The sequence below is a fragment of the Microbacterium sp. MDV22-iso44 genome (assembly GCF_058629135.1).
This window is the reverse complement of record NZ_JBZVWS010000001.1, coordinates 636996-653797: the sequence shown is the minus strand read 5'-3', so window position 1 is coordinate 653797 and position 16802 is coordinate 636996. Positions and strand designations below refer to the sequence as shown.

Sequence of the window (16802 nt, the reverse complement as noted above, 5' to 3'; positions counted from 1 at the left end):
GGGAGAGCTGGTGCATCGGTGTCGGCGACGCCGATTAGCGTGGAGCGCATGCCCGCCGCGCCCCTCCGTTCCGACCCGGCGCAGGATGCGGTGACCTCCCTCCCCTCCGGCGCGTCCGGTGTCGTGATCGGAGCTCCCGGCACCGGCAAGACCTCGACCCTGGTCCGTCGCGTCGTCGCGCTCGTCGACGGCGGGATGCCGCCGGAGCAGATCCTCGTGCTCACCCCCACGCGCACGGCGGCCACAGCGCTCCGCGACCGGCTCGCCGTCGGCGTGGGCGTGGCGACGAGCGGCCCGCTGGCCCGCTCCGTCGCCGCCTTCGCCTATCAGGTCGTCCGCGCGCACGCCGTCCACCGCGGGGACGAGCCGCCGCAGCTGCTCACCGGCCCCGACGAGGACCGAATCATCGGCGACCTCCTCGCCGGCGACGCGGAGGACGAGCGGAGCGGGCCCTCGCGATGGCCGGAATGGCTGCCCGCCGACATCCGCTCCGGCGCGGGTCTGCGCGCGGAGATCCGCGCCTTCCTCGCCGAGATGACCACCCTCGGCATCGAACCCGAGCAGCTCGCGGCGCGCGCCGCGGCGACCGACCGCCCCGTCTGGGCATCGCTCGCATCCTTCGCGCACGAGTACCGCGCCGTCCGCGCCCGCATGCGCGGCGCGCACCGTGACGCGGCGGGTCTGGTGCGCGAAGCGGTCGGGCTCCTCCGCGACGCTCCCGCGGCCTCGCCCGCTCTCGGCGCGGTCGCGGGACTGCGCGCGATCCTCGTCGACGATGCGCAGGAGGTCACCCTGGGCGGCGTCGAACTGCTGGAGGCGTGCCGGATGCGGGGCGTCGCGGTGCTGGCGTTCGGCGACCCGGACGTCGGATCGGGATCCTTCCGCGGCGCCCGCCCCGAGAACTTCGCCCGTCTCGCCACGAGCACGTACGTCCTGGGCAGCGTGCACCGGGGGACCGCCGCCCAGCGCGACCTCACCGCCCAGGTCACGTCCCGCATCGGCGCGGCGGGATTGGTGGCGCACCGGCATCCGCCCGTCGGCCTCGAGGCCGACGACAGCGTGCGCGCCTTCGCGCTGCGCTCGGGGGCGGAGGAATTCGATCTGATCGCCCGGCTCCTGCGCGAGCGGCACGTGCACGACGGCGTCCCGTGGGAGCAGTGCGCGGTCATCGCCCACGATTCGCGTCAGGTGACGGCGCTCGAGGCGGAGCTGTCCGCTCGCGACGTCCCGACCGCCGCCGTCGGCCCCGCGCGAGCCCTCGCCGAGACGCCGATCGTGCGCGACCTCCTGCGCGCGGTCGACCTGGCCGCCGTCGCCACCGAGCTCCGCACCGACGACGACGTGCTCGACGTGCTCGTCGGCGGGGGACTCGATCCCGTCGAGCTGCGGAGGCTGCGCGCCGCCCTCCGCCACGCCGAGCTGCGGTCGGGTGGGGAGAGGTCGGCTCGCGAACTGCTGGCGGCGGGGGTGCGGCATCCGATCGAGTTCGACGTCATCGACACGCCCGAGGCGCGACGCGCGGCTCGACTCTCGCGGACGCTCGCCGAGGTGGGCGAGCAGCTCCAGTCGGGTGCGACCGCGCACGAGCTGCTGTGGACGGTGTGGGAGCAGCGGGGACTCGAGCGCCAGCTGCGCACACTCGCCGACGGCCAGGGTCCGCTCGCCGATCAGGCGCGGCGTGACCTCGACGCGGTCGTCGCCCTCTTCGAAGCCGCGAAGCGTCACGGCGAGCGGGAGGACGGCACGGCGCCGATCGATCACCTCCGCGCGCTGCTGTCGTCCGAGGTCGCCGAGGACCGCCTGCGGACCGGGACGGTGGCCAGCGGCGTCCAGATCTCCACGCCGGCAGCGGCGCTCGGGCTCGAGTTCGACACCGTCGTCGTCGCCGGTGTCCAGGACGGCGTCTGGCCGAACCTGCGCCTGCGGGGGAGCCTGCTCGAGACGGCGCGGCTCGCCGAGCAGGACGCCGACGTCGACACCGCCGACCGCCGACGGGCCGTGCTGCACGACGAGCTGCGGCTGTTCGCGCGCGCCGTCTCGCGAGCACGGTCGCATCTCGTCGTGACCGCGGTCGACGACGACGATTCCGGCCCGAGTGTGCTGTTCGAGCTCCTGCCTCTCGCGGCGCCGGCTCCGCGTGCTGCGGAGCACCCCCTGACCCTCCGAGGGCTGGTCGCGAGCCACCGACGCCGTCTGACCGACCCGCGCACCACCGAATCCGATCGGACGGATGCCGCCGGGCAGCTCGCGCTGCTCGCGGCGGCGGGTGTGCCGGGTGCCGACCCGGCCCAGTGGTACGGCCTCGCCGAGCCGACCTCGACAGCCCCGATCCGCGACCTCGACGCCGAACCCCTGCGCATCTCGCCCTCCCGCATCCACGCACTGGAGCAGTGTCAGCTCGACTGGGTGATCGGTGATCTCGGCGGCGATCCGGGCGGCGCCGTGGCGGGTCTCGGGACCCTCCTGCATGCCGCGCTCGAGCATGCCGACGCGGCGGACCCCGAGGCGCTGTGGGCGTTCGTCGAGGAAGGCTGGTCGCAGCTCGAGTTCGAGGCGGCCTGGATCGACGAGGCCGAACGCCGCCGCGCCCGCGACCTCGTGTCGCGCCTCGCCGCCTACCTCCGCGACACCGAGCGAGCCGGCACGACCCTCGTCGGCGCCGAGCCCCACTTCGAGGTGCCGCTGCCGGTGGCGGATGCCGCGCATCCCGCGATCCTCTCGGGCTACATCGACCGGGTCGAACGGACGAGGGACGGACGCGTCGTCATCGTGGACCTCAAGACCGGCCGGAGCGAGGCGACGAGCGACCGCGCCGCGGTCGACAATCCGCAGCTCGCCGCCTACCAGCTCGCGTTCGAGCGGGGGGCGATCCCCGAGGTGGCAGGCGCCGCGCCGGGCGGAGCGAAGCTGCTCGTCCTGAAAGGCACCCGGAACGCGCCGTACGCCGAACCGCGCCAGGAACCTTTCGACGACGAGACGCGCGCCGCATTCCTCGGCCGTGTCGACGAGGCCGTCCGCGTGATGCGGGGGACATCGTTCGTCGCCCCGTTCGAGGAGCACTGCCGCGACGACCACACCCGCGGGCTCTGCCGCATCCACACGATCGGTCCGGTGAGTTCCGCGTGAGCACCGCACTCCTGCGTCCCGAGACCGTCGCGGCGGCCCTCGGACAGTTCCCGCCGACGCCCGAGCAGTCGGCCGTCATCTCCGCCCCCCTCGCCCCGGCTCTCGTCGTCGCCGGTGCCGGCAGCGGCAAGACCGAGACGATGGCGGGCCGCGTCGTGTGGTTGGTTGCGAACGGACTGGTCCGCCGGGACGAGGTGCTCGGCCTGACCTTCACGCGCAAGGCCGCGGGCGAGCTCGCGGAGCGGATCGGCTCGCGCCTGCGCCGCCTGGCCGACTTCGAGCGGCGCGGTCTGCTTCCGCACCTCGAGCGGCTCAACGACGAGGGTCGCCTGGCCGTGTTCAGCGAGCTGGAGCGAGCCGGCGCGCCCGAATCGGCGCGCCGCGCGGCGCTCGACGCGCTGGCTCCCGAGCCGACCACTCCCGAAGCGGGCGATGCGATGCTGGAGCGCCCCGCCGTGTCGACCTACAACAGCTTCGCCGACGCCATCGTGCGCGAGAACGCGGTCCGCATCGGGCGCGACGCCGAGGCGGTCGTGCTCAGCGAGTCCGCCGCGTGGCTGCTCATGCGTCAGGTGGTGCTCTCCTCCGACGACACGCGCCTGCCCGATCGCATCGAGCGGCCGTCGACGATCATCGATGCGGCGCTGCGGATCGCACGCGACAGCGTCGACAACCTCGCCGACCTCGATGACCTCGACGCCTTCGCGGAGGAGTTCCAGGGCGTCCTCGAGCGGCCCAGTCAGCGAGCCGCCACCACCGTGTACGCCGACGTGCGGACGGCGGCCGAGAAGGTGTCCGGGCTCGCCGTCCTCACCTCGCTCGCCCGCACCTACGAAGCCGAGAAGCGGCGGCGTGGCCTCATCGACTTCTCCGACCAGGTGGCCGGCGCCCTCCAGGTCGTCCGCGCCCACCCGTCGGTCGCCGAGGAGCTCCGCCAGCGTTACCGGGTCGTGCTCCTCGACGAGTACCAGGACACGTCCGTCGTGCAGACCGACCTGCTGGCCACCCTCTTCCGCGACACGGCGGTGATGGCCGTCGGCGACCCGCACCAGTCCATCTACGGCTGGCGCGGCGCGAGCGCAGGCAACCTCGGCGACTTCGCGCGCTCGTTCGACCCGGATGCCGGGGCCCGCACCTACTCGCTCCTGACGAGCTGGCGAAACGGCGTCGACGTCCTCCGCGCGGCGGGCGCCGTGCTCGCGCCGCTGGAAGCACCCGTCGAGGTGGGGACGCTGAGACCTCGCGAGGGCGCGCCGACGGGTCGCGTCGACATCGTGGTCGAGACGGACGTCGACGCCGAAGCGGATGCCGTCGCCGAATGGTTCGGAGCGGTACGGGACGAGCGGCGCCGAGGTGGGCGGTCGACGACGGCGGCCGTCCTCGTCCGCAGCAAGAAGCACATGCTCCGATTTGCGGACGCGCTGGGGCGACGCGGCATCCCGCATCGGATCCTCGGACTGGGAGGACTCCTCTCGACGCCCGAGGTGGTCGACGTCGTCTCGGCCCTCCGCGTGATCAGCGACCCGCGGGCCGGGTCCGCTCTCATCCGCCTGCTCTCGGGGCCGCGCTGGGCGATCGGGCTCGCCGACCTCAGGGAGCTGGCCCAGGTCGCCGCGCGTCTCGTCCGTCACGACACCGCCCTGCAGCCCCTGCCTCCGGAGCTAGCCGAGACGATCCGCTCGTCGGCGGGGGACGAAGGCGGCTCACTCGTCGCCGCTCTCGACTTCGTGGCCCGTCAGAAGCCCGATCACGGCTGGCTCGCCGGGTTCACCCCCGCGGCGCGGGAGCGCCTCCGCGACGCCGGAGCGGTGTTCGCCGGGCTCCGGCGAGCCGCGGGTCTGCCGATCCCCGAACTCGTGCGTCTCATCGAGAACGAGCTGCGCCTGGACATCGAGCTCGCCGCGAACGAATCGCGCGGTCCGGCACGGACGGCATCCGATCAGCTCCGGGCGTTCATCGACGAGCTCCACGGCTTCCTGCAGACGGATGAGCGGGGTTCGCTCCCGAGCCTGCTGGCCTGGCTCGATCGGGCGGAGCGCATCGACGAGTTCGCCCCGCGCACCGAGCCGCCCGAGGACGACGTGGTCCAGCTGCTCACGATCCACGGGTCGAAGGGCCTCGAGTGGGATGCCGTGGCCGTCGTCCGAGGCGTCGAGGAGGAGCTGCCTGCCCGCTTGCAGGATTCGAAGGGATGGCTCGGATTCGGTGTGCTGCCGTACTCCTTCCGCGGCGACCGGGAGTGGCTGCCCGACCTGCGGTGGCGCGCACCCGACGCCCCCTCCCAGCAGGACCTCAAGACGGCGCTCGGGTCGTTCACCGACGGCATCCGGGAGCGCCACCTCGCCGAGGAGCGGCGTCTCGCCTACGTCGCGGTCACGCGCGCCCGCGAGCACCTGCTGATCTCCGCCTCGCCGTGGGCCGGCACCAAGAAGCCCCGTGAGGTCAGCCGGTTCGTCCGCGAGATCGCGGAGGAACTCGGGATCGCGCTTCCCGCCGCGGACGTCGCCGAGAATCCGTACGAGGGTGCCCGGGCGACGCTCGACTGGCCGATCGACCCCCTCGGATCGCGCGCATCCCGAGTGCGGGAGGCCGCGGCCCGGGTCGAGGCGGCGATGAACGCCCCGGCGGCCACCCCGACACGCGACCTCGAACTGCTCCTCGCCGAGCGTGCGGCGCGCGCGGCCGGCCGCGAGAGGGTCGCGCCCACCCGCATCCCCGCATCCCGGTTCAAGGACTTCGTCGCCGACTACGACGCGGCGGCGACGGCGGTCGCCCGCACCCTGCCCGAACGGCCCTACCGGCAGACGCGACTCGGCACGCTGTTCCACGCGTGGGTCGAGCAGCGGTCCGGTCTCGTCGGTCGGTCGCGCTCGGTCGACGACGTCCTCTGGGACGACGACGAATCGGTCTCGATGTCACCGGCCGACGCGGATGCGCTCGACCGGCTGCGCGACGCGTTCCTGGCGTCGGAGTGGGGTCCCCTTCAACCGATCGAGGTCGAGACGGAGATCGATTTCGTCGATCCCGACGCGCTGGGCGACGGCCGTCCCCACATCGTCATCTGCAAGCTGGATGCGGTGTACCGCCGGGGCGACCGGATCGAGATCGTGGACTGGAAGACGGGCCGCCCGCCGCGCACCCCGGCCGAGCGCACCGAGCGGATGCTCCAGCTCGAGCTGTACCGCAGGGCCTACCACGCCAAGCACGGGGTTCCGATGGACCGGATCGACGTCGTGCTGTTCTACGTCGCCGACGGTCTCATCCTCCGCGGCTGACGAGGCGGCGGCGGGTCAGGCGGTTCCCGTCCAGCGGCGGAGCGCGTTCTTCGCGGCGTCGTCGGGGTCGCTCTCCTCGGCGGGGGTCTCCGCCTGTGTGCCCGCCCAGTCGCCGAACTCGAGGGCCTCGGTCTCCTGATCGACGACGGATGCCGCCGGCGCCGCATCGTCGTCCTCGTACCCGTCGAGCATGCCGGGGTCGTAGGCATCGGTCTGCATGGAGGTGTCGATGGCCCCCGTGGTGCTGGCCGGCACGCGCCCCAGTGCGGCCAGGGCGTCGTCGATGCTGACGGTCCCCGATCCGATCGGCGCCTCGTCGCGGACGCTCTCGTCGAGGGACTCGAGGAGGGCCACGGCATCCGTCATGACCGACTCCGACGCCGTGTCGTGACCGTGCACGAGCCACTTGGCGAACTCGAGCTCGGCGTGCAGCCGGGCGCGCTCGGCGAGCATCGCGTCGGGGGCGCGCCCGCTCGCCGCGGCGTAGGCCACGACGACGTCCGCGGCGGCGTCGGGTGCGCTGGCGACCCAGCGCAGATCCTCCGCGGGGTCGCCGACGCTCAGCCCGGCCCAGTGGAGCAGCCCGGCGACGGTGGGAACCCCCTCGACGTCGGTCAGGGTGAAGGATGCCGGATCGACGCCGCCGAGGATGACGGTGGGTTCGAGGTTCCACAGCGCATCCAGCGCGACAGCCCGGCTCCACCGTCGCAGGAGGCCGAAGGGCAATCGTCCGGTCGACTCGGCGCGGTCCAGGAGACGCTCGGTGTCCGTCCGCACCTGCGCGGCCGTGCGGGCGGGCAGGCCCGCGCCGTGGACGATGGAGGTGGGGAGCTCGTGGATGCCGGCGATGGCGGCCGCGATGGCGGTTGCGACGCCGCGCCCCGGCGGGACGTGGGCGGCGTCCACCCGATAACCGGCGAGGTAGGTCTGCACGCGCGCCGTGCGGCCGCCGACGCGGGAGGTCCCGAGGGTCTCGGGGGCTCGGAAGGGCAGCATGGCCCGGACTCCGGGCGTGAGGGCGCCGAGCGCCGTCGTCTCGCGGAGGGCGTCCGCCTCGGCCTCGTCGCTCTCGGGAACGCGGACGACGAGCCGGGTGCCGTCGTCGAGGTGGAGGAGCGCGCTGTCGTACCGGTGGCCGACGTCTTCGCTGAGTGCAGCCGCACCCGTGATGCTCGTGCGCACACCCGACGCCTGCGAGAGAGCCGCCGTGGCGGCCGCGGCTAGAGTGAGAGGAGAGCGTGCCATGCCCCCCAGGGTAGGCGGGGCACGGCCCCGCGCCCCCCACGCCACGCCCGCAAGAGAGGTCCTCGATGACGACGAAGGACGTCCCGCCGCCCCTGGCGCGAGCGGTCATCGACCGTGCAGCCGAAGAGCGGCTCGACGAAGGTCTGCTCACCCGCATCCGAGCGGATCGCGACACGCGCGTGCTGCTGCTTCACGGCGACCGCGCGCCGCTCGACGAGAACTCGGCGCTGCGCTGGCTCACCCCCGAGGCCGTTCCCGGTGATGCCGTCTGGGCGTTCCTCGGCCGCGATTCCCAGCACCGCGCGGTCGCCGTGGCGGCCGTGTCGTCGAAAGCCGACGAGCCGACGGTGGATGCCGCCGGGTGGGGGAGTCTGCGCGTCGTCGGAGGCGATCTCGACGCCGACGAGGCGGGCCGCTTCGTGCAGGGGCTGAGCCTCGGTCGCTGGCTGCTCGACGCCCCGTTCTGCCCGGCCTGCGGCGGGGCGACCGAGATCCGGCAGGCGGGCTGGTCCCGCCGGTGCGTCGTCTGCGGTCGCCAGCACTTCCCCCGGACCGACCCCGCCGTGATCGTCGCCGTCGCGAGCTCGGACGGGGAGCGTCTGCTGCTCGGGCGGAACGCCGCGTGGGGCGACATTCCGACCTATTCCACGTTCGCGGGGTTCGTCGAGGCCGGCGAGTCGCTCGAGACCACCGTCGAGCGCGAGGTCGCCGAGGAGGCGGGCGTCCGCCTCGACCGCATCGCCTACCGCGGATCGCAGGCGTGGCCGTACCCGCGCTCGCTCATGCTCGGCTTCACCGCCTTCGCCGTCGCCGACGATGAAGCCCGTCCCGACGGCGAGGAGATCCTCGACGTGCGGTGGTTCACCCGGGCGGAGATCCGCGAGGCTCTGGCAGGCGGCGGCGACATCCGTCTTCCCGGGCCGGCCTCCATCGCCCGGAGCCTCATCGTCCGATGGGTCGGGGAGTGAGCGCGGACCCGCTCGCCGACCTCGACGACCGCCAGCGCGAGGCGGCGGGCACCCTCCGCGGTCAGGTGTGCGTTCTCGCCGGCGCCGGCACGGGGAAGACGCGCGTCATCACCCACCGGATCGCGCACGGCGTCGACACCGGCGCCTATTCGCCGCAGCGCGTCATGGCGGTCACCTTCACGACGAAGGCGGCCGGCGAACTGCGGGGCCGGCTCCGAGGACTCGGCGTCGAGGGCGTCGCGGCCCGCACCTTCCACGCCGCGGCCCTCGCCCAGCTGAACTTCTTCTGGCCCCAGGTGGCGCGCGACACCGCGCCGGCGATCGTCGACAGCAAGGTGAAGCTCCTCTCGCACGCGGCGGACGGGATCGGTCTGCGACTGGATGCCTCGACGCTGCGCGATGTCGCCTCCCAGATCGAGTGGCGGAAGGTCACGATGCGCTCGATCGAGGACTACGCCGACGTTCGGTCCGGCGGCATCCCCGGGCTGTCGATCGACCCCCTCGTGGGCCTCCAGCGCGCCTACGAGAAGCTGAAGGACGAGCGTCGCCAGCTCGATTTCGAGGACGTCCTGCTCGCCTGCGCCGGGATGATCGAATCCGAGCCGCGCGTCGCCGCTGCCGTCCACGAGCAGTACCGCCACTTCACCGTCGACGAGTACCAGGACGTCTCGCCCGTGCAGCACCGCCTGCTGCAGCTGTGGCTGGGCGATCGCAAGGATCTGTGCGTCGTCGGCGACGCGAGCCAGACCATCTACTCGTTCGCCGGCGCCGACCCCCGCTACTTGCTCGAGTTCGCCGAGCGCGACGACGACGTCACCGTGGTGCGCCTCGAACGCAACTACCGATCGGATGCCGCGGTCCTCGCCGTCGCGAACGAGCTCATGCGCGGGCGACCCGGCGCCCTGCAGCTCGTGACACCGGCGCCCGCCGGCCCCTCTCCCGAGGTGACGTCTTACGAGGACGACGCGGCCGAGGCGAACGGCATCGCGGATCGGATCGCCGCGCAGCTCCGAGAAGGTGTCGACCCGCACGACGTCGCCGTGCTCTACCGGCTGAACGCGCAGTCGGCCCCGCTCCTGGCGGCCCTCTCGAGCCGCGGCATCCCGGCGACGGTCCTTGGGGGCAAGCGGTTCTGGGACCTGCCCGAGGTGCGCCAGGCGCTCATGGCCCTCCGCGGTGCCTCCGTCGCGCCGCTGTCGGGGTCGTTCATCGCCACGGTGCGCGACGTCCTGCGATCGCTCGGACTGACCGACGAGGCGCCCCCCGCCGGCGGCGCGCTGCGCGAGGCCTGGGAAGCGCGGGCGGCGGTGCTCCGCCTCGCCGAGGAAGCCCCGGAGGGGACCACTCTGCGCGGCTTCACCGACGAGCTCACCGCCCGCGCCAAGGCGCAGCACGAACCCGCGATGCGCACCGTGACCCTGGCGACGCTCCACGCCGCGAAGGGCCTCGAATGGCCCCACGTCCACCTCATGGGTCTCAGCGAAGGGCTCCTCCCGATCTCGTACGCGACGACGTTCGAGCAGATCGACGAGGAGCGGCGTCTCGCCTACGTGGGCGTCACGCGGGCCGCGCGAACGCTGTCGCTGTCGTGGGCGCAGCGGTCGGGGAACCGGGAGCGTCAGCGCTCCAGATTCCTTCAGGAGATCGGCAGAGGCACCCTGCGTGAGGTCGGTGTTCGCGGCTCTCGCCCACCCCGTCCGCGGCGCTGAGGACGACGGAGCGTCCTACCGCGCCGCTGCGCAGCATCCGGGCCGCGAGGGTCGCCGCCTCGACCAGCAGGAGCGGGTCGGTGGGGACCGACGGTCGCGCGAGCAGCTGCGCCGCCACGAGCGGCCAATCGGGGTCGCGATCGCGCCGATACGCGTGGACGCAGGCGATGCAGGCGCTCTCCCCGGGGACGACGAACGGACCCACGACGACACGGTCGCCCGAGAGCTCGATCGGAAGATGGGGGATGTCGTTCGCGGTGAGCCGCGCGGCGCGATGCGGATCGACCAGGCGCGACGCGACGACGACGATCGGTTCGGGCGCCGTCGGCAGAGGCCATCGGGCGGTGTCGACGACGTCCAGTCCCGCGGCCTGCATCCCGCCGACGAGCGTGGTCTCGTCCTCGTGGCGCAGATCGGCCGGCAGCTCGACCCGGACGGCCGGTGCGGGCGCCGCCTCGGGAGCGAGGGCCTTCTCTATGCGACGCAGGAACGCATCCGCTTCGTCGTCGGTCGCACCGAGCTCCCGCGCCAGTGGCGCGAGCCGTGCATCCGGGATGCCGCTCACGAGGGCATCGAGCAGACGCTCCTGCCACGGCGTCAGACCGGTGAGCGGTCGCTCGTCGTCCATCCCGAGCTGGACGCTGGTCGGGGTCCGCCACAGCGGGGGATGAGAGGGGGCGAGACGCAGCATGCCGCGATTCTGACGTCGCGTCCCCGCCTCCGCCGGGGCCGTCCACAGGCGAACGCTGAGGACAGGCCTCAGAGCCGCTGTGGAGGAGGCTCGGGGATCAGACGGGCCGCGGCCCCGTCGGGCCGTCCTCGCCGGGCGCATCCGGCTCGTCTGGCTCGTCGTCGGCAGGAGCCGCATCCGTCGGATGCTCCGCGGCTGCCTCCTCGTCCAAGAGGGCCGCGAGGGCGTCGTCGAACGCATCGCGTTCGGGCTCCTCGCCGCGCTCGCTCGCCTGCAGCCGTGCCACCAGCGCGGCCGGATCGTCGATGTCCTCAGCCGTCGGGATCAGGTCGGGGTAATCCCAGAGGCGGTCGCGGACCGTCGGACCGACGGCATCCGTCACCGCGCGCCACATGGCGGCGGCTTCGCGCAGTCGACGGGGACGCAGTTCGAGGCCGACGAGGGAGGCCATCGCCTGTTCGCCGGGCCCGCCGACCGCGCGGCGGCGGCGGACGGCCTCGGCGATGCGGTCGGCGGAGGGCACGCGCGCGGTCGCGTCGGCGGTGACGACGTCGACCCAGCCCTCGATGGTCGCGAGGAGGTTCTCGAGCCTCGTCAGGGCGGCGACCTGAGCCTCGGAGCGCTGGGGGAGGAGGGCGCCGCTCTCGATGGCCGCCTTCAGCTCTTCGGGGGCCGACGGATCGAACCGCGAGGCGAGGTCCTCGAGGGCGTCCGTGTCGACGTGGACGCCGCGCGCGAAGTCGGTCACCTGCGAGATGACATGCAGGCGCAGCCACTTCGCGTGACGGAACAGTCGCGCGTGGGCGAGTTCGCGGGTGGCCAGCACGAGCGCGAGCTGGTCCTCCTCGATCTCGAGGTCGCGGCCGAAGTCCGCGAAGTTCTGCGGCAGGATCGCCGCGTCCCCCGTGGGCATGAGAGGGATGCCGACGTCGCCACCGCTCACGACCTCGAGCGACAGGCGTCCGATCACCGCACCCAGCTGCGACGCGAACAGGGCGCCGCCCACGCGGCGCATGAGGCGTCCCGCGCCCTGGATGGCCGAACGCATCTCCTCGGGCGTCTGCGACTCGAGCGCTGCCATGAGCGCATCGCTGATCGAGGTCGCCACCGGCTCGGCGAGCTCCTGCCACACCGGGAGGGTCGCCTCCACCCACCGGCCGCGGGTGATCGGCTGCGGAGCCTGCGCGAGCTCGGCGATCGCCGTCACCTCGCTGAGCCACAGCGCGGCGAGGGCGAAGGCCTGATCGAACTCGGTCCGCGACCCTGCCGTGATCCCCAGCCCGTCCTGATTCGCGATGTGCAGGGCCTGGGTCTTCGCGGCGGACCAGTCGAGGCCGTCGTCGTCCCCGTCACCGGCCATCGCCGCCTGGAACTGGCGCATGATGTTCTGCATCATCGCGGGGTCGATGCCCATGCCCGACAGCTGGCGGAGCTGCTCGGGATCGATTCCGCCCTGACCGCTGAGCATGCGTCGGAGCATCTCGGCGAGGTCGTCGTCGCCGGGCAGATCGTCGTCCGAGGGATCGGTCATGTCAGGCGCCTTTCAGCAGGGGGGAGACGTCTCGTTCTACGCTAGTGGCAGGTTTTCTCCGCCCGGTCCGAGCGGGAGACGTCCCGTGTACGCCGGCCGCGAACGAGCGCCGGAGGAAGGACCCGCGTGTCGCTCTTCGACAACGCCGCCGAGCCGGCTGCCGCCCCGCCGTCCCGCCGTTCCCGTCGCTTCTCCGCGGGGGTCTGGGCTCTCGTCGTGGCGCTCGTCGCCCTGCTCATCCTGAGCTTCCTCCCCACCGGTTTCGTGATCCAGCGGCAGGGACCGGTCGTCAACACCTTGGGGTCGGCCGAGAACGCGTCCGGCGACGACGTCCCCCTCATCTCTGTGAGCGGTGCGAAGACGTACCCCACCGCGGGCGCCCTCGACCTCACCACCGTGCAGGTCGTCGGCAACCGCGAGACCACGCCGTCCTGGTTCGAGCTCGCGAAGGCGTGGCTCGATCCCGGCGAAGCCGTCCTCCCGATCGACGACGTGTTCCCGGCGGGGACGACGACCGAGCAGCGCAACGAGGAGAACGCCGCGCTGATGGTCGACTCCCAGAAGGAGGCCACGGCCGCCGCGCTCACCGAACTGGGGTACGAGGTCCGGGCCCACGTCGGCGTCGGCGCACTGAGCGACGACTCCGCCGCGAAGGGCATCCTCGAGGTCGGCGACGAGATCGTCTCGGCGAGCGGCACGCCGATCGAGGACACCGCGCAGCTGCGATCCCTGATCAACGAGCGGGGAGGTCAGCCCGTCGAACTGGTCATCCGCCGGAACGGTGCCGAGCGCACGGTCACCGTGACGCCCTCGCGCACCACCACGAAGGACGGCACGGTCTGGATCATCGGGATCACGACCTCGCGGGACTTCGATTTCCCCATCGACGTGAAGATCCAGCTCGACCGGATCGGCGGGCCCAGCGCCGGCCAGATGTTCGCGCTCGGGATCATCGACACCCTGACTCCCGGCGAGCTCAACGGAGGCAAGCAGGTCGCCGGAACGGGCACGATCGACGCCACCGGCACGATCGGGCCGATCGGCGGCATCCGTCAGAAGCTCTACGGCGCGAAGGATGCCGGGGCCACCTACTTCCTCGCCCCGGAGAAGAACTGCAACGAGGTCGTCGGCCACATCCCGGACGGCCTGCGCGTCGTCCCCGTCTCGACCCTCGACGACTCGCTCACAGCCCTCGACGCGATCCGTACCGGCACGGGCGTGGACAAGCTCCCCGTGTGCGCCGCCGGTTGAGTCCGCAGCGCCCCTGCGATTCCGCCCAGAGCGCATCCCGCCGCCGCCGTCCGCGAGTCGGCCCCGCCTAGGATGAGAGGGTGACCTCGACACCTGCCGGACCGGCCACGTCCACCCCTCCGAACCCCGTTCGCCGCACGATCGCCATCACGGTCGGAGTCCTCGTGGTGCTGGTGATCGCGTTCTTCGCGTTCGCCAGCCTGTACACGGACTGGCAGTGGTACAAGCAGCTCGGCTACGACAGTGTGCTGGTGACGCAGTGGACGGCCCGTGTCGTCATGTTCGTCATCGGGTTCGTCGCGATGGCGGCCCCCGTCTTCGCAGCCATCCAGCTCGCGTACCGACTTCGGCCGGTCTACGCCCGACTGAGCTCCCAGCTCGATCACTACCAGGAGGTCGTCGAGCCGCTCCGACGCCTGGCCATGTGGGGCATCCCCGTCTTCTTCGGCTTCTTCGCGGGCTTCGCCGCCTCGGCGCAGTGGGAGACCGCCTGGCTGTGGGCCAACGGTGTCACCACCGGTCAGAAGGATCCGCAGTTCGGCCTCGACACCGGCTTCTACCTGTTCCAGATGCCGTTCTACAGCGTCGTGCTCGGCTTCACGTCCGCAGTGCTGCTGATCTGCCTCCTCGTGACCGTCGTCGTCGCCTACCTCTACGGCTCGGTGCGCGTCGGTCAGCGCGAACTCCGCATCTCCAAGGCCGCCCGCATCCAGCTCGCCATCGTCGCTGCGCTCTATCTCGCCGTACAGGCGGTCAGCCTCTGGTTCGACCGGTTCAAGACGCTCACGACGCAGGGCGACCGGTTCACCGGCGCCAGCTACGTCGACGTCAACGCGGTCATCCCGGGTCTCGCGATCCTGTCCATCGCCGCGGCGATCGTCGCCGCGCTGTTCGTCGTGACGGCCATCATCGGCCGGTGGCGCTTCCCGCTCATCGGAACCGCGCTGCTCATCGTCTCCTCCCTCGTCGTCGGCGTCGCCTACCCGTGGGCCGTCAGCCAGTTCCAGGTCGCGCCTAACCTCGAGACCTACGAGGCGCCCTACGTCGACCGCAACCTCGCGGCGACGAAGTTCGCCTACGGCATCAACGGGCTCGAGAAGACCGAGTACGAGGCGGTCACCACGGCCGAGAAGGGCCAGCTCCGGGCCGACGCCGAGACCACCGCGTCGCTGCGCATCATGGACCCCGCCATCATCGGACCGACCGTGCGCCAGCTCGAGCAGTACCGCTCGTACTACCAGTTCCAGAACCCGCTCGACGTCGACCGGTACGAGATCGACGGCAAGATGCAGGATGCCGTCGTGTCGGTCCGCGAGCTGAACCTCGACCAGCTGGGCAACGCCCAGTCCTGGTACAACAACACGCTCGTCTACACGCACGGCTACGGTGTCGTGGCGGCCAAGGGCAACGACCGCACCGCGGACGGTGACCCCGTCTTCCTCGAGCGCGGCATCCCGACCTCCGGCGACCTCACCAACGAGTCGAAGTACGAGCCCCGCATCTACTTCGGCGAGTCGTCGCCGCCCTACTCGATCGTCGGCGCCCCGAAGGGCAGCGACCCGGTCGAACTCGACTACCCGCGCGGCGAGGACGGCGCCGGTCAGACCCGGACGACGTTCACCGGCAACGGCGGCCCGAACATCGGCAACCCGTTCAACCGGTTGCTGTACGCGCTGAAGTTCCAGTCGACCGACATCCTGTTCTCCGACGGGATCAACGACGACTCGCAGATCCTCTACGATCGCAACCCGCGCGATCGCGTCCAGAAGGTGGCCCCCTACCTCGAGCTCGACAGCGATCCGTACCCGAGCGTCGTGGACGGCCGCGTCGTCTGGATCATCGACGGCTACACGCTGAGCAACAACTACCCGTACTCGTCGATCGTGAGCCTGCGGGACGCGATCTCCGACACCACGAACCGCGCCCCGAGCGTCGCGCTCGACGACGTGAACTACATCCGCAACTCGGTCAAGGCGACCGTCGATGCGTACGACGGCTCGGTCAAGCTTTACGCCTGGGACGACCAGGACCCGATGCTGAAGGCCTGGCAGAAGATCTACCCGTCGACCCTCCGCCCCATCAGCGAGATGTCCGGCGACTTGATGAGCCACGTGCGCTACCCGACGGACCTGTTCAAGGTGCAGCGCGCCATGCTCGGGACCTACCACGTCGACGACGCGCAGTCCTTCATCCGCCGCGACAACGCGTGGCGGACGCCGCAGGACCCGGTGACCCAGTCGAACCTGCAGCCGCCGTACTACCTGACGATGCAGATGCCGGGCCAGCAGGACCCGACCTACTCGATGTTCACGTCCTTCATTCCGGCGGCAGAGGGCGACCAAGAGCGCAACGTGCTCATGGGCTACCTTGCGGTCGACGCCAACGCCGGCAGCACGAAGGGCGAGAAGAACCCCGATTACGGCAAGCTCCGCATGCTGGAGATCAGCGCGGATGTCTCGGTCCCCGGCCCGGGTCAGGTGCAGAACACCTTCAGCTCGAACGAGACCATCGCGCAGCAGGTGAACCTCCTGCGACAGGGTCAGTCCGAGGTCCGCAACGGCAACCTGCTGACGCTCCCCGTCGGTGGCGGTCTGCTGTACGTGCAGCCGATCTTCGTGCAGGCGTCGAGCGGAACCCAGCTGCCCGCCCTCCGCAAGATCCTCGTCGCGTTCGGTGACGAGGTCGCCTTCGAGGACACCCTGCAGGAAGCGCTCGACAAGCTGTTCGGCGGTGACTCCGGCGCGACGACCGGCGATGAGGGAACGACGCCGTCGCCTTCGCCGAGCGGGTCGCCGAGCCCCAGCGCGACGCCCGGCGGCGGACAGAACGAGACGCCCCCAGCGGGTGTCGGCGACGAGATCGCGCGTCTCCTGCAGCAGGCCCGTCAGGTCATGATGGCGCGTGACGACGCCATGCAGAAGGGTGACTGGGCCGCCTACGGCGAGCAGGACAAGGCGCTCACCGACATCATCAACAGGCTCATCCAGCTCGACGGGGAGTGATCCC

The 16802-nt window shown here is 71.9% G+C and carries 8 protein-coding genes; 6 read left to right on the top strand and 2 right to left on the bottom strand.

From position 1 onward, the window contains the following. Positions 1-48: 48 nt before the first annotated feature. Complete coding sequence (locus tag AC4NN1_RS03270) at positions 49-3126, top strand: ATP-dependent helicase (RefSeq protein ID WP_491954538.1); 3078 nt, start codon at positions 49-51, stop codon at positions 3124-3126. Next, a complete protein-coding gene (locus AC4NN1_RS03265) occupies positions 3123-6401 on the top strand; it encodes an ATP-dependent DNA helicase (protein ID WP_491954537.1) in 3279 nt (1092 codons plus the stop codon). The genes AC4NN1_RS03270 and AC4NN1_RS03265 overlap by 4 nt, the downstream gene beginning before the upstream one ends. A gap of 15 nt (positions 6402-6416) precedes the next feature. Here the strand turns inward: AC4NN1_RS03265 and AC4NN1_RS03260 are convergent, their stop codons facing one another. Continuing rightward, positions 6417-7646 carry a protein kinase family protein gene (locus tag AC4NN1_RS03260; RefSeq protein WP_491954536.1) on the bottom strand — a complete coding sequence of 410 codons (1230 nt, stop codon included), beginning with the start codon at positions 7644-7646 and terminating at the stop codon, positions 6417-6419. 65 nt (positions 7647-7711) lie between these two features. Between AC4NN1_RS03260 and nudC the strand changes: the two genes are divergently transcribed. Both nudC and AC4NN1_RS03250 read left to right on the top strand, forming a co-directional pair. Further along, positions 7712-8614, top strand: coding sequence for an NAD(+) diphosphatase (nudC, locus tag AC4NN1_RS03255; RefSeq protein WP_491954535.1), 903 nt, complete (start codon positions 7712-7714; stop codon positions 8612-8614). After that, positions 8611-10323: an ATP-dependent helicase gene (locus tag AC4NN1_RS03250; RefSeq protein ID WP_414685591.1), complete on the top strand. Its 1713-nt coding sequence runs from the start codon at positions 8611-8613 to the stop codon at positions 10321-10323. The genes nudC and AC4NN1_RS03250 overlap by 4 nt, the downstream gene beginning before the upstream one ends. Before the next feature lie 788 nt (positions 10324-11111). On the opposite strand, the gene AC4NN1_RS03245 is transcribed toward AC4NN1_RS03250, so the two are convergent. Then, positions 11112-12545: a zinc-dependent metalloprotease gene (locus AC4NN1_RS03245; protein WP_491954534.1), complete on the bottom strand. Its 1434-nt coding sequence runs from the start codon at positions 12543-12545 to the stop codon at positions 11112-11114. Positions 12546-12671: 126 nt separating this feature from the next. On the opposite strand from AC4NN1_RS03245, the gene AC4NN1_RS03240 reads away from it, so the two are divergent. Both AC4NN1_RS03240 and AC4NN1_RS03235 read left to right on the top strand, forming a co-directional pair. After that, positions 12672-13796, top strand: coding sequence for a YlbL family protein (locus AC4NN1_RS03240; protein ID WP_116228956.1), 1125 nt, complete (start codon positions 12672-12674; stop codon positions 13794-13796). 80 nt (positions 13797-13876) lie between these two features. Then, positions 13877-16798, top strand: a complete 2922-nt coding sequence (locus AC4NN1_RS03235) for a UPF0182 family membrane protein (protein ID WP_018188247.1) — start codon at positions 13877-13879, stop codon at positions 16796-16798. Positions 16799-16802: the final 4 nt, after the last annotated feature.